Annotated in this window: 10 protein-coding genes; 6 read left to right on the forward strand and 4 right to left on the reverse strand. The window is 59.8% G+C overall.

Features of this window, described 5'->3' with window-relative positions; all coding sequences use genetic code 11:
• Positions 1 to 49: 49 nt before the first annotated feature.
• Positions 50 to 3,028, reverse strand: a complete 2,979-nt coding sequence (locus NBW56_RS04215; protein WP_250258086.1) for an SNF2-related protein — start codon at positions 3,026 to 3,028, stop codon at positions 50 to 52.
• 154 nt (positions 3,029 to 3,182) lie between these two features.
• Between NBW56_RS04215 and NBW56_RS04220 the strand changes: the two genes are divergently transcribed.
• Positions 3,183 to 4,868 carry an extracellular solute-binding protein gene (locus NBW56_RS04220; protein ID WP_250258087.1) on the forward strand — a complete coding sequence of 562 codons (1,686 nt, stop codon included), beginning with the start codon at positions 3,183 to 3,185 and terminating at the stop codon, positions 4,866 to 4,868.
• Positions 4,869 to 4,873: 5 nt separating this feature from the next.
• Here the strand turns inward: NBW56_RS04220 and NBW56_RS04225 are convergent, their stop codons facing one another.
• Positions 4,874 to 5,518, reverse strand: coding sequence for a TetR/AcrR family transcriptional regulator (locus NBW56_RS04225; protein WP_250258088.1), 645 nt, complete (start codon positions 5,516 to 5,518; stop codon positions 4,874 to 4,876).
• A 40-nt stretch (positions 5,519 to 5,558) separates the two neighbouring features.
• Here NBW56_RS04225 and NBW56_RS04230 point away from each other — a divergent pair, with 40 nt between their 5' ends.
• The 5 genes from NBW56_RS04230 to NBW56_RS04250 all read left to right on the forward strand — a co-directional run bounded on the left by NBW56_RS04230 (position 5,559) and on the right by NBW56_RS04250 (position 9,989).
• A complete protein-coding gene (locus tag NBW56_RS04230) occupies positions 5,559 to 6,692 on the forward strand; it encodes a glycoside hydrolase family 5 protein (protein ID WP_250258089.1) in 1,134 nt (377 codons plus the stop codon).
• Positions 6,693 to 6,730: 38 nt separating this feature from the next.
• Positions 6,731 to 7,729, forward strand: a complete 999-nt coding sequence (locus tag NBW56_RS04235) for an ABC transporter permease (protein WP_250258090.1) — start codon at positions 6,731 to 6,733, stop codon at positions 7,727 to 7,729.
• Entirely contained in the window at positions 7,729 to 8,670 is a 942-nt protein-coding gene (locus NBW56_RS04240; protein ID WP_250258091.1) for a carbohydrate ABC transporter permease, read from the forward strand. Before NBW56_RS04235 ends, NBW56_RS04240 begins: the two co-directional genes overlap by 1 nt.
• Positions 8,671 to 8,759: 89 nt before the next feature.
• Entirely contained in the window at positions 8,760 to 9,323 is a 564-nt protein-coding gene (locus NBW56_RS04245; protein ID WP_250258092.1) for a hypothetical protein, read from the forward strand.
• Positions 9,324 to 9,419: 96 nt separating this feature from the next.
• A complete protein-coding gene (locus tag NBW56_RS04250; protein ID WP_250258093.1) occupies positions 9,420 to 9,989 on the forward strand; it encodes a hypothetical protein in 570 nt (189 codons plus the stop codon).
• A gap of 33 nt (positions 9,990 to 10,022) precedes the next feature.
• Here the strand turns inward: NBW56_RS04250 and NBW56_RS04255 are convergent, their stop codons facing one another.
• Together NBW56_RS04255 and NBW56_RS04260 are read right to left on the reverse strand one after the other, a co-directional pair.
• Complete coding sequence (locus NBW56_RS04255; protein WP_250258094.1) at positions 10,023 to 10,940, reverse strand: Abi family protein; 918 nt, start codon at positions 10,938 to 10,940, stop codon at positions 10,023 to 10,025.
• A 237-nt stretch (positions 10,941 to 11,177) separates the two neighbouring features.
• Positions 11,178 to 13,715, reverse strand: a complete 2,538-nt coding sequence (locus NBW56_RS04260; RefSeq protein ID WP_250258095.1) for a TIM-barrel domain-containing protein — start codon at positions 13,713 to 13,715, stop codon at positions 11,178 to 11,180.
• Positions 13,716 to 13,836: the final 121 nt, after the last annotated feature.

Raw genomic sequence — 13,836 nt, forward strand, 5'->3', positions numbered from 1 at the left:
GGTAAATGCCTACAATGCTGCTTGTTGCGACGTGCGGTTCTAGATGTGCCTACGCGCGCGGAACCGCGACGAGCAAGGGCCTCACGAACTCGCGCTTCGGCACGAGCTCATCGACGCTGCTCTTCGCACTCCGCACCGCCGAGCTCGTATGCCGAAACAGCTGGGTTTGTTTCGGGTGAAGCTTCGCGTTGTCGTCCCACGTCATCAGGCGCCTGCGCTGCTTCTCCGCGCGGTCGCGGGCGGCACGTGTGATCGCCGGCATGATGTTCTCGCGCACCTCACGCTCCGCCTCCGTGAGTGCGGCCGCGAGAAGCCCCGCGTACTGTTCGGGTTCGCGCACCTCGGTGCCGGGAATATCGGGGCAGAGCCCAATCTCGTCGAACAATTCCGCGGGGTCCACTTCCCGCATCACGCGCGGTGTCTCGCCATCCATGGCAACGGCGAGCAGCTCCGTGTGCACCGTTTGCCCGTTCTCCGCCGTGAGTAGCGCCTGCACGAACACCCACGGTGCGCCCACGCTCGCCTTGATCACCGGGATCGTGCCCTGATCGTGGCGCGCGAGCGCCCGATCCGCAACCCATTCCACAACGGGGTGCAACGGGCTGAGGTAGTGCACGGCGGGCCACAGGGTGCCGTCGGCCCCTTCGCGCGCTCGCGCGAGCGAACCATTGGCGACGTTCGCATCCGAGGTCAGCGCAATCCGGTGGGTGATGCCCCGCTCGCGCACGTAGCTCTGCGGCAAAAACTCGAGGCGGCGCACCAAATCGCTCGGCGGTGTGAACTCGAGCAGCGATTCGCGCGAATCATACGTGAGGCCCACGCCGCCCGCCGATGGATCACGCTGCTCGTTGCCGCCGAACACCTCCGCGAGGCCCGTGCGAACGAAATCCTCCTCCGAATCGAACAGGCCCGTATCGAATACCGCCTCGCGCTCGGCGCGGTGGCCCCGAGCTTCCTCGTGCTCGCCGGCGCCATTGCCCGCGAGGATGAGGCTCAAGAAAGGATTCTCGACCATCGTTACCGCTTGCGCGGGTTCGGGAAGCACCTCGTCGATGTCCTTCGTGCCGCGCAGAGCCTCCACCACCGAGTTCTTTTCCTCGCTCACGCTGTACTTATCCATGAGGCTCGCGGCATCGCCGAGGAGCGTATGGGCCTCATTCTCGCGCTCGAGCAAGCGCTCGAGGACTCGCACGTCGCCATCCGAACCCGGGACGCCCGTGAGGTCCAAAAGGAGCGCCGTGATCTGCGGGGCGACTCGCTGCCCGTAGCGATCAATGCGGCCGTTACGCTGCTCGAGGCGAATAAGCGACCACGGAATGTCGTAGTGCACAAGCTCGTGACACTGGCTGTGGAGATTCACACCCTCCGAAGCCACATCGCCCGTCACAAGCACGCGAATCGGCGAGGACTTTTGCTTGAAGCTCTCCACAATCGCCTGCTGGGTCGAATCCTGCAGGCCGCCATGCATGATCGTGACCGGGCCGAACGGCTGCCCCTTCGCGGCCTTTGGAAACTTCAGCGCCTTCTCGATCGATTCCTTGAGCCACTCGAGGGTTTTCACGCGCTCGGCAAAAATGACGATCCGCTCGTCGCTGCCAGGGCCCACGCCCTTCTCCTTGAGCAGCTTAATAAGCCTCTGGAACTTCCCCGACGATCGCAGCGGATTGCCCGCGAGGCAGCGATCATTAAGATTCTTCAACCGCGTGAGCGCCTCGCGCTCCTCCTTCGCGGGCTGCGAATCGATCCCCTCGATTTTCGCAAGGCGTGTGCTCACGCTTTCCGCGAGCGCGCTCGGCGAAGAAAGGAATGCCTCCATGAGAACCCACGGGAACAGTGCGTTCTTTCGGCCCGTTGCCGACGGAGCCCTGAAGGATCCAGGGAGCGCTATGGAAGCGTCGGACCTCTCGCCTTCCTCCCATGCCGCACCCGGGTGGGTCCACGTGCGGGCAATCTCGAGCGCCACCTCGCGCTCTGCTTCTGACGGCTCCGCGAGGGTGAGCACCGGGTCCTTGCGCGGCTGCCAACGCTCCCCCACCACATCCTTCACCGAATCCGAATACCGGTGGCGGCGAATCATGAGCTTTTGCGCCGTGTCCTTTTCCACCTCACCCTGTGGGCTCACGCTCGTTGGCTCCAAAAGGCTCATGAGCTGCGCAAACGACTCATTCTTGCCGTTGTGCGGCGTTGCCGAGGCAAGGATCAACGCATCCGTGTTCGGCGCGAGAATGCGCGCGAGCTGATTGTTCTGCGTGCTCTGATTCGTGACGTTATGCGACTCGTCAATGACCACCGCATCCCACGTGTGCGAGCGAAGATCGTGAACGAAACGCTCCTGCTTGAGCGTATCGATCGAAATGATGACCTTCTCGAAATACGAAAAAGGATTACTCGTTGCCGGAAGCTTCTGCTTCACCGCCTGCACACCTTGCGAATCAAGACGCACAAATGGCAGCGCGAACCGCACCCACATTTCGTGCTGCATCTGTTCGAGCACGTGTTTCGGGCACACGATCAGCACGCGGCGACCGCGGCCACGGCGCATAAGCTCAGTCAAAATCATGCCGATCTCGAGAGTCTTCCCGAGACCCACCGCATCCGCGATCAGAAGTCGCGGCCTCAGCCGCTCCGGGTCGAGCGCCGCCTCGACAGCCTCGCGCTGATACGGGAGATCATCCGCGAGCATCCGCGGAGCCACCGTAAGGCCGGGATGCGCGATCGGTACGGGCGTTTTCCGCAAAGTCGACTCGAGCCACAGGCGAGTCTTTCGATAGTGCGGCGACGCGTCACCCACAAGCGTCGCCGCACGCGGATTCACCGGGACAATCCGGTCGAGACTCTCGTAAAACTGCGCCTCGATACCCTCCACGAAGTCGCTCACGCCGCGCACCGTGAAAAGCGCGCCGTCCGACGTCTCCTCAACCGACGTCACGAGCCACGTCTCATCGCGCACACGCACGAGCGAACCCGGCGGAGTCATCGCGGCAACGCCGCTCACATTAGGCGTGGCGTCAATCGGGGTCGCGCTCACGGGGGTCCTTCCTCGAGGGGTGCGAAGGGGGCGAAACCATTGTGGCATGAGGCGGACCAAAGGAGACCCCCGAGGCTTCAAAAACCATGTAGTATGACGCCAACGCCTAACGACCGTTAGACGAACTGGATGCTCACACTCAAGGGAGAGAGCCGTGACTGAACACAACATCCATTCCTTTAGGCCAACCCGCCGGACCACACTCGGCCTCGGCGCCGCAGCCATCGCCCTCACCGGTCTCGCCTCATGCGGCGGCTCCGGAAAGTCCGGCGGAGGCTCGGGCGGCTTCAAAGAACAAGAGCTCAAGCTCCCCACCTACGTCGAGCCCAAGCTCCCCGAAGGTGGCATTGCCTCTGATGTCGAAGGCATGCCCACGATCTTCACGAGCCCCCTCAAGGAATACTTCAAGTCCGTTGACAAAGCACCCGGAAGCGGCGGCGAAGTCACAACCTTCCAAGTTCTCTGGGCAGCACCCCCACGACCACGTGAAAAGAACGACTACTGGAAGAGCCTCGAAGAGCGGCTAAACGTTAAGTTCACCCCCACCCTGGTCGCATCCGACGGCTACAACGACAAGCTTTCGACCACGATCGCATCTGGCAAGATCCCCGACCTCACGTTCGTCCAAGACACGGACGCGATCGGCCAGCGAGCACTCGCAGACGGCGCCTTCGCCGACCTCTCCGAGGTTCTCGCCGGCGACAACATCAAGAAGTGGCCCAACCTCGCCAACGTCGCCACCAACGCTTGGAAGGTCTCGTCAAAGAACGGACACATCTACGGCGTCCCAAACGAAAACCCCTTCCTCACCAACTTCCCGATCATCCGCAAGGACCTCCTCAAGCTCGCCGGTCACGAGAACATGGGTGCAAACACCGACGAGTGGCTCCAAGTCATGACCGATATCGCGAACCTCAAGCAAGCACATGGCAAGCAAATCTGGGGCATGGCAGGCATCGACGGCAAAGCGCAGGCCATGTTCGAGTGGATGTTCCGCGCAGGTACGACATGGCAGCTCGACGATTCGGGCAAGATCACGAACGTCCTCATGACGGATGTCTTCGAACAGGTCATGGAATACGAGAATAAGCTGTGGAAGGCAGGGGTTATCCACCCCGATGGAATCGGCGGCAATCTCCCCGACCTCTTCACGCCCGGCCAAATCGCCCTCTCGATCGACTCCTTCTCCGGGTTCTTTGGAAACCCCATCATTGGCCAGGTCATGGATGCTACCGAGGGCGCCGAGCTTGAATTCTTCGTTCCTCCCGCATTCGACGGGGGCGACCTTGTTATTCAGAGAGACGACGGCTACTGGGGCATCGTGGCGATTTCCTCTGAGGCAGCTAAGGATGAAAAGCGGCTCGAAGAGCTCCTGAACATCCTCAACTACTGGCGAGCACCTTACGGCTCCGAGGAAAACCTCTTCATTACAACCGGCAATGAAGGCGTGAACTTCGAGTTTGGCCCGAACAACGAGATCGTTCCACTCAATAATGAACAGGCAGACTCGGATCGCTTGGCCTTGCAGTGGCTCGGCGCATTCGCTTCACCCACCTTCCAGATCCCTGAGCGCCTGATCTTCTTGGCTGACAATTTCAAGACCAGCCTCGAACAGCTCATCAAGTTCACCGTGCCGAACCCGGTAGCCGGAACGATTGCTCCAAGCGCGGCAACACTGAACGCCAAGCTAGACACCTTGAACACCGATTACCGCAATGGCTTCATCACCGGCCGCAAGCCACTCAGCGACATGAAGGCTTACCGGGACGCCTGGCTCAAAGCGGGCGGGCAGAAACTATGCGATGAATACACGGAAGCCTACGAAAAGACAAATGCATAAGCGGACTAATCGCTAATAGAAGTTGTTCGGGCCCTGAGATCGGCCAGCAGGGCCCGAATAACTCGCTCAGTAACAGCCGCCATATCAACCGAAGAATTATCTAACAAAAATTGATATTGAAGCCCGTCCATGACCGCGATAATCCCAGCGGCCACCTCTTCGATATCTTGCTCCGGGACAGAAGGGTCACCGATCGCCTCGGCAACACCTTCAGCGACCTTGGGTCGCAAACCTTTAAATCGAGATATGAAAAAATCTTTTGCTGGATGATCCTCCGTCAATGATTCACCCAATAAAACTGAATAGAGCTGAGTAAGTACCAGATTCTCGCTATTTGCTTCCGAGGTTTCGACTAGATGGGCAAGCCGCGATTCACCCGCCTCTTCGAATGACGTGGACGTAGCACTCCGAGAGACATCATCACGGTAATCTAGAAGCGCTACGAGAAGTTCGTCTTTCGAATTGAAGTGATGCAGAAGGCTCGGTGCAGAGATACCTACTAAGCTGGCAATGTCGGCAAGGCTCGCGCGCGAGTACCCGTACTGCTGAATAACAATCGACGCAGCTTCGAGAATTTGTCTACGTCGCCGCGCCGTTCTCTCGGCTCGTGTTGTCGCCACCTGGCTGCTTACCTCAGTTTTATTAGGCATAACAAAACCATAGCAGTTTGCTCGATTCGAAGATGAAAATATGCAAAACTCTAACTATATTAAAAGAGAAAATGACCAGATTGTTTCAGGTCGAGATCTTCCCGAGTTTCGTCGAGGGATGGGCCTAGGCGGCTGGCTTCTGCCAGAGGGATACATGTGGGAATTCGAGGGAGAAGTCAATTCGCCCTTGCGCATGGAAAAGCTCGTCGCCAATATTCTCGGGGTTGACTCTGAAGAATTCTGGCAGAAATATCTCGACCGGTTCATCACGGAACGCGACATCGAGACCATCGCACGGGCTGGCTTCGATCACGTGCGTCTTCCTCTCAACTCGCGCACCATTATGAGTCAGGGGCACCTTAGTGCTGAGGGTGCCCGCCGAATCGACACCCTTATCGACTGGTGTAAATCTTCCGGTCTCACGGTAGTGCTCGACCTTCACGGCGCCCCCGGCGGGCAGACCGGCGCCAATATCGACGATTCTCCGAACCGCGCCCCCGAACTCTTTACAGACGCCAGCAACTTCGAGGCCGGGGTTCGCTTGTGGGGTGAACTCGCAGAACGCTACGTAGATGAACCTTGGGTTGCGGCCTACGACATCCTCAACGAACCGCTGCCAGACACCGAGGACAATCGCGCGCTGATCCCTGAACTCAATCGCTTCCACCGAGAAGCAGCACACGCGATTCGAGGAGTTGATCCGTGGCACCTACTCTCGTTCGAAGGCTGGCACTGGTCTACGAAATTCGAAGGTCTCGAACTCGATATTGACGAGAATTCAGTGCTGCACTTTCACAAGTATTGGTCGACTCCCGACACGTCAAGCATCCAGCCTTACCTTTCCTTGCGCCGAAATACAGGCCTCCCACTATGGATGGGCGAAAGCGGCGAAAACACTAATGAGTGGTATGGAAAAGCCTTCGCGCTCTTCGAGTCGCACAGCATTCCATGGACCTTCTGGACGTGGAAAAAGCTTGCGCGCACCAATTCACCAGCGACCATCACAAAACCACAGCACTGGGACCTACTCGAAGCCGCTGCACAAAACCCGACCCTGGCGATAGATCGAGAGAAAGCGTCGGCGGCCTTATGGCAGTTTGTCGACAACCTTCCCCTCGAGCGATGCACCATCAACCCTGATGTCCTTGAGTCACTCCCGGGCATTCATTCCTAGCACTTTTCACGACTCTCTCTTCGACAAGGAAGCCAAAAATGTCAGAACAAGTGAACGAGTCAACCGTCAGCGGCCCCACTCCGGAAACGCCAGCGGCACCTTCCCCACCCTCACCAGCTACTTCTCACCGCTCCAAGGGTGGCCTGTGGTACCGCATGCGACGCGAATGGCAGATGTACGTGTTCATCGTGCCTGGGCTCATCTTCTTCCTCGTATTCGCTTACCTGCCCATGCTCGGCAACGTCGTGGCTTTCCAGGATTTCTCCCCTTTCCGCGGGATCTTCGGCTCTGATTGGGTTGCGTTCGACAACTTCATCAACCTCTTCTCCGACACCGAAGTCATCAAGGCTCTCGTCAACACGCTCATCATCTCGGGATTGCAAATTCTTTTCGCCTTTCCAGCGCCTCTGCTTCTCGCACTCTTCCTGAACTCACTCATGAGTGACAAACTCAAGAAGACCCTGCAGACGATCGTGTACCTCCCCCACTTCATTTCATGGGTTATCGTGATCGCCATTTGGCAGAAGATTCTTGGCGGGGCCGGGCCGGTCGCTCAGCTCTTCGAGCTCTTTGGCATGCACGGTGTGAACGTCATGACGAATCCAGACACGTTCAAAATGCTCGTGGTGTCTCAGGTGATCTGGAAGGACGTCGGTTGGGGCACGATCATCTTCTTCGCGGCCATCACCGCCATCCCTACAGAGCTTTACGAATCTGCCGCTACCGATGGGGCCGGTGCATGGCGCCGCATGTGGCACGTGACGCTTCCCGGACTCGTCCCTGTAATCTCGCTGCTCCTGATTCTCACTGTGGGCAATGTGCTCACCGTCGGTTTCGAGCAACTTCTTCTTCAGCAGCCAGCCGTTGGCTCCGATGCCGCACAGGTGCTCGACACCTTCGTGTACTTCCGCGGTATCGCTGGTGGCGACTGGGGTCTATCGGCCGCTGCTGGCCTACTTAAAGGAATCATTGCCACAGTGCTCGTCGTCGCCTCAAACCGCGTAGCGAAGCGCCTCGGCACAGGAGGGATCTTCTAATGACTGTCGAAACGACGCCCGAAATCCTCACCGAAAGTCTCGAACCCACCGGAAAAAAGACCCATACCGGGCGTCCGCCGTGGATGGCCACTCCTGGCAAGGGAATCCAGGTGCTCAAAGGAGTTCTTATCGCCGCGATCGTGGTAGTGATGCTCTACCCGTTCATTTACGTGATCGCGTTCTCGTTCGCGGACCGACGTTCAGTGGGGTCCGGGCAACTTTTTCCCACATCGTTCTCCCTCGCAGCGTATGAGTCGATCTTTGCGGGCGGAGTGGTCACACGTTCCCTCCTTATCACCGCTGGCGTGACTCTTGTCGGAACTGTTCTCTCGCTGTTCTTCACAGCGATGCTTGCCTACGGGCTCACTCGCACGAAGCAGGTGCCGTTCTCCAAAACCGTTCTCGTTTTGGTTCTATGCACCATGTTTTTCGGGGCTGGCATCATCCCGAATTATCTCCTCATCAAAAACCTCAACCTTCTTGACAGTCTTTGGGCTCTGATCCTGCCTGGCCTCATCAACGCGTTCAACATGATCGTGATGCGAAACTTCTTCATGGAGTTGCCGCAGGAACTCTTCGAGTCAGCACGCATCGATGGAGCAAGCGAATTCAGAATCTTCTTCTCGATCGTTCTTCCCCTGTCGAAGGCGGTTCTCGCTGTCGTCGGCCTCTTTTATGCGGTTGGCTACTGGAACTCCTTCTTCAACGCGTTGCTTTACATCAACGACACGACCAAATGGCCCATCCAATTGGTTCTCAATCAGTACGTAGTCCAGTCGAATGCCCTCACGGATCTGCAGGCTCCTGACCGCCCTGTGCCGCCGGCGCAGACAGTCCAGATGGCGATCGTCGTGGTTGCAACACTGCCGATTCTGGTGGTCTATCCGTTCGCTCAGAAATTCTTCACGAAGGGCGTATTGACAGGCGCCATCAAGGGGTAGCCACCGATCCGCAGGTCATGTCGGGGCAGGGTGCCCCTTGTGTTCGGGCATACTGGCCCTCGACACACCTGTTACAAAGGAGCTCGCCCATGGCATCACGCTGGCCGATCCCACCCAAGAAAGAGCGCGGCGAGGTTTTGCTTGCGAGTGGTCCGAGCAGAGTTTTCCATTGCATTTACAGCTTTCCCTCCGCGATTTCCGCGGTTCTCTTTGGGGGGTTTGCCACGTTTCTCGTTCTCGATCCGGGGAAAGCCACGCAAGCGGAGCTCGTCATCGGGACGATCCTTCTGGCGGGCCTTGGCTTCTTATTTTTCGCGGGGTTCGTGTGGTGCAGGCGCTTTGGAGTGTGGGCTACGCAGCGCGGTGTGCTCGTGCGCTACATTCCGGGTCGAACGAAGTTCCTCCCGTGGGCTGCGATCGCCGCTTTCGAACCCGGCATGCACGATGGAGTGGAGTTGCGATCCCTGACTGCACGCATGGTCGATGGCACGAGCCACATGGTGCCCATTTTCTACAGAACAGACGGGCAACGAGATTTTCTCTCCTCGAAACTCACGCCCGAAGGTGCCCGCTACGTGGGCCCCGACGTAAACCCCGCCGTGGTGCTGCCTAGGTTGCTTGACCTGCATCGCCAGGGGCGGCTCGGGGCATAGCCCGGCGCGCGCACCGATTCCCCTAAAACAGCGTCACGCCGCACCGGCCGTCTGCCATACTTGAGTCATATCCTCCCGCCACCAAGGAGCGCGCCCATGGCATCACGCTGGCCCATCCCACCTGCCAAAGAGCGCGGCGATGTTCTCCTCTCGTCCGGCCCCGGCGCTATCTACCGCTGGATCTACGGCGGAACGTGCGCGTTTTTCGCCGTGCTCATCGCGGTCGCACTCGTGATGACCAACCTCTTCCCCCACGACACTTCTGGTGCAGAGCGCGCCGTGCAAGCGGTCGTCTTTAGCGGCCTCATCCTGTTTCTCACGTTCGGTTTTCTGCTTTTCACCACGCAGGGGGTGTGGGCCACGCGAGAAGGCATTCTCATGCGCTCGTTACCGGGCACGGGACAGTTCCTCCCCTGGAGCGAGATCAACTCTTTGGAGCCGGGCCAGCTCATCGGCAAACGTCTTCGTACCCTCGTCGCGCACACAGCGCGCGGCGAGAGCGTCAAGGTCCCCGTGTACTACAGATGGGGCACGTCGAGCGTGAGGTTCAGCGCGAAGCTCACCCCCGAAGGCTCCCGCCTCGTTGGCCCCGACAACAACCCCGCGGTTGTCCTCCCCCAGTTGCTTGAGCTGCACCGGCAGAACCAACTCGGCGGGCAACTCTGAATTAGTTCAACTACTCGGCGAATACTGGAAGGCCTACCTCGCCCACAGTGCTAGCTCCTCCCACTGTGCAGGGGCGCCAGTACGGCTAAGAGGAACCAAAGCATTCACGGGATAAGTAGCCATCAGAGACGGCAAACGCTCGGCTTGCGACAAACCGAGTTGGCGATGCAAGTACTGGATCAGGGAGAGCTGTCCGAAAACTCTATTCATCGTGCCCGCGAGTGGAGTCAGTCGAACATCTTTTTTCAACTTAGGTTTGATGTCGTACACCCGATTAAACATTCGAGCATGGTGCGCCGCTAAGTTCCGCAAGACATTGAGCGATTTGAGCCACGACTCGAGCTGAGGCGCGCTCAGATCACAACGTTCAGCCACCCGGTTCCGGGCAAGGCCCGGAGACATTCCATAGAGGTGGGAAATCATCCCCCAGTCCATGATCTCCACGGCCGCCCAAATTGGCATCTCGCCCTGATACTTTCGCCGATGGTGGCCTACGAAATCCTCTTTTGATCCGCGCAACGCGGAGTCATACTTCTCCCGCCACACTTCATACCTACTCTTACGGTCTCGCCGACGTTGCCGAGCCTGCGGACCTAACTGTTCGGGGACGAGGTGGATGAGCGGGTCAATTCTGCCGAGCTCATAGCCGAGCATGGCACGAACGGCCATTTCCACCCGATCCAACTCGCGGAAGATCCCGTATCGAAGCCTCTCATCGAATTCGTACAGAGCAGCGACGAGTTCCAATGATGCACCGTCAATAAATTTCTCAGTAGCTACTCCATTTTTCGGATTGAACTTCAGTAGTGGGTACCAGTACCCCGACAAGCGGTAATAGTTGAATCGCTGCAGGAAGCTTTCGGCCCAGGCCCGGTCGTCGATCTGCAGGCCTCGCTTGCGGAGCAAATCGACCTGCTCCGCATAGGTCTTAAATTGCTTCGCATGGGCCATGCATCCCCCGATCCCCCGTAAACAAAGACCGGCCCTGGACTCCCACCGAGGTGGGCAGCGGAACCGGTCATGTTGCCTCAACGATACCCCGGGGGCATGCTGGAGACAAGCAATGCGACTCTAGCTTTAACCCATGTCTCAACCTTGGCACGCGCGTAGGAGCCCTCCCCCGCGCCACCTCGTGGCGGCGCGAAAGGGAGGGCTCGATGTGCTTGCTGAAGGGCAACCGGGTGCGGTTTAGCCCCAGATCTCCGCGACGGCCGCGATGAGCTCGGGGCTCGCCTGCTCGTAGTCGAACGTCTTCGGCAGGTGGCCCGACGGCGCCTTGCCGAACGCCGAGATCTCACGCATGAGCGAATCGGGGCGCTTCGCGGCAACACCGGCAATCGCCTGCTTGAGCGTGAAGCCAATCTCGGCGTCGTTCACGAGGGAACGCAGGCGCGCGTAGCGAACCTCGCGGCCCTTCTCGGTGTCGTCGAGAACGGTGCCGAATCCGGCGCTCGTGAGCGTTGCTTCCTCGCCAACCTTGAGGCCGGTGACGGTGATCGTCGAGGCATGCGGCGCGGGCCGATCAGCCGGGCTGAGCTTATGAACGCGCAGCTCATCGGCGAATTTCTCGGCGCCGGGGGCGAAGGTAGCGTCGGAACCGCTCGCCTTCAGATCCCCGAACTCGGCCGAGTCGTGCCCGAGCAAGCGAATACGCCACTCGCGCCGCTCGAGCGCCTCGCGCGCCACCTCGGGGGTGTCGGCGGGGATGGTGAGGGTGAGGGTGTTGTCCGACGCTTGCACGGCCACGCGCACGTGACTCCATACGAGATCGTCGCCCGCCTTCCACTCTTCGTGGAGCGTGAATTCCCCATCGCCACCCGCGGCGACGATCAACTCGAGAACCTCGGGATTGTCCTCGATTTTCTCGGGGACGGCGTTCGCCGGCGTGAGCGGGAGGATGCCGCCGGCGCGCACGAGCACGGGAATCGAGCCGAGCGGGCGGAACATCTCTTGCGTGAACGCTCCCGAATCGGGGCTGCCGTAACGCTGCTCGGTGAACAGATCGAACCACATGCCGCCGGGGAGGATCGGCTCGACGCTGCCGCGGCCCACGTCCTTCGCGGCGGGGCGCGTAATCGGCGCGACGAGAAGTTCGGAGCCGAACAGGTACCCCTGGTCGTTGCGATACGCGGGGTATTGCGGCGCCTCGAAATACACGGGCTCGACGATCGAGCGGCCCTCATGATGCGCGCGGTAATTCATCGAGTGCAGGTACGGCACAAGACGGTGACGGAGGCGCAAATGCGCCGCCTGAATCTCGCCGTGCGGGGCCGGGAAGTTCCATGGCTCCTTCACGGCGAACGGAGAATTCGACGAATGCAGGCGGTTGATCGGCGAGAACACGCCGAACTGCACCCAGCGGGTCGCGAGCTCGTTATCGCGAAAGCCCTCCATGTGCCCGCCGATGTCGTGGCTCCACCAGCCGTAACCGATGTTCGCCGCGGCCGCCGTGAAACCAGGCTGGAACGCGAGCGACTCCCACGTCACGATCGCATCGCCCGAGAAACCCACGGGGTAACGGTGCGAGCCGGGGCCCGCGAACCGTGAGAACGTGAGCGGGCGCTCGATCGAGCGCTCACTGCGCGTGAAATGCTCGTGATTGAGCACCCACAGCGGGTCCACGCCCTCGATGCTCGAATACGGGCCCGACTGCCAGTCGATCCACCAAAAATCCGTGCCTTCATCCTCGAGGCGCTTGTGCAGCACATCGAAATAGGCGTCCATGAACTCGTCGTTATTCACGTCGAACGGGATGGCGGTGCCATCGGCGGGCTTGCCGAGCGCCTCGCACATCGCCTCATACGCATCCTCGAAGGCGCGCACGCCATCGGCCGGGTGAATGTTGAGGGTCACGCGAAGGCCACGCTTGTGCAGCTCCTCGAGGAAACGCTCCGGATCAGGGAAAAGGTCACGATTCCACGTGTACCCCGTCCAACCCGAACCGTACTTCAGGTCCACGTCGGTGAGGTGCCAATCCATGTCGATCACCGACACCGAGAACGGAATATCCTCCGCGCGGAACGCATCCATGAGCTCGAGGTAGCTCTCCTCGCTATAGCGGTGGTAGCGCGACCACCAATTGCCAAGAGCAAACTTCGGCACGATCGGCTGAGGGCCACTAATCGCGAAATAATCCCTCACCGCAGCAACATGGTCGCGACCCGCCGCGAACACGAAAAGATCGATGCTGTCTTCTTCGGCAGCGCGGGCGCGCAGGCGACCGTCGGCATCAAACACCATCGAGCTCGAATCGTCGATCACCGCATACCCCACCGCCGAGTTCACGCCCGGCTCAAGCGGAATCTTGCCGTCGGCAACATCGAGCGTACGGGCCGCGCCGCCGAGGTTCCCGTCGAGCGCGCGCTGCGTCTCCCCGTTCAGCGCAAGCTGACGATCGGCCGGAAGCGACAGATCCTGCCCGTACCGCCACACCGAGTGATACGCCGAAACCCCGCCCTTGACCTCAACCTTGAGGCCGTTCGCCGTGAACGGGCCGCGATCGTATTCGAGGTAAAAGTTCTCCGTCTCGACCGTGAGGCGGCCCTGGTACTCGCCAATCGAGTACTCGGAAGGATCCAGCACCACGTTGCGATTGATCGCGAAGGTCGACGGGCGATCCTCAAAAGCGCCGCTCGGCGAATACTCGAGGCGCACCACGCGCGGCGTGACCGGCGTGATCCGAAAGTGCTCGCCGACGAGTTCAGCGGGCAGGGCAATATCAGGCATGAAGTCTCCTCATCTCGCGCGAGCCCCGCATGGACTCACCCCCTCAGCCTACGTGCGGGATCTGGGCCGATACCGTGCGAGTTTATGAAAAAACCAGAGCGTGCAGCCCCTGGGAGGGGGC

The organism is Dermabacter sp. Marseille-Q3180 (assembly GCF_940792985.1).
GTDB lineage: Bacteria > Actinomycetota > Actinomycetes > Actinomycetales > Dermabacteraceae > Dermabacter > Dermabacter vaginalis.

Excerpts from the sequence above, each read along its gene's own strand:
- NBW56_RS04225 (WP_250258088.1), bottom strand. The coding sequence starts at position 5,518 with ATGCCTAATAAAACTGAGGTAAGCAGCCAGGTGGCGACAACACGAGCC.
- NBW56_RS04230 (WP_250258089.1), top strand. The coding sequence starts at position 5,559 with ATGCAAAACTCTAACTATATTAAAAGAGAAAATGACCAGATTGTTTCA.
- NBW56_RS04235 (WP_250258090.1), top strand. The coding sequence starts at position 6,731 with ATGTCAGAACAAGTGAACGAGTCAACCGTCAGCGGCCCCACTCCGGAA.
- NBW56_RS04240 (WP_250258091.1), top strand. The coding sequence starts at position 7,729 with ATGACTGTCGAAACGACGCCCGAAATCCTCACCGAAAGTCTCGAACCC.
- NBW56_RS04245 (WP_250258092.1), top strand. The coding sequence starts at position 8,760 with ATGGCATCACGCTGGCCGATCCCACCCAAGAAAGAGCGCGGCGAGGTT.
- NBW56_RS04250 (WP_250258093.1), top strand. The coding sequence starts at position 9,420 with ATGGCATCACGCTGGCCCATCCCACCTGCCAAAGAGCGCGGCGATGTT.
- NBW56_RS04255 (WP_250258094.1), bottom strand. The coding sequence starts at position 10,940 with ATGGCCCATGCGAAGCAATTTAAGACCTATGCGGAGCAGGTCGATTTG.
- NBW56_RS04260 (WP_250258095.1), bottom strand. The coding sequence starts at position 13,715 with ATGCCTGATATTGCCCTGCCCGCTGAACTCGTCGGCGAGCACTTTCGG.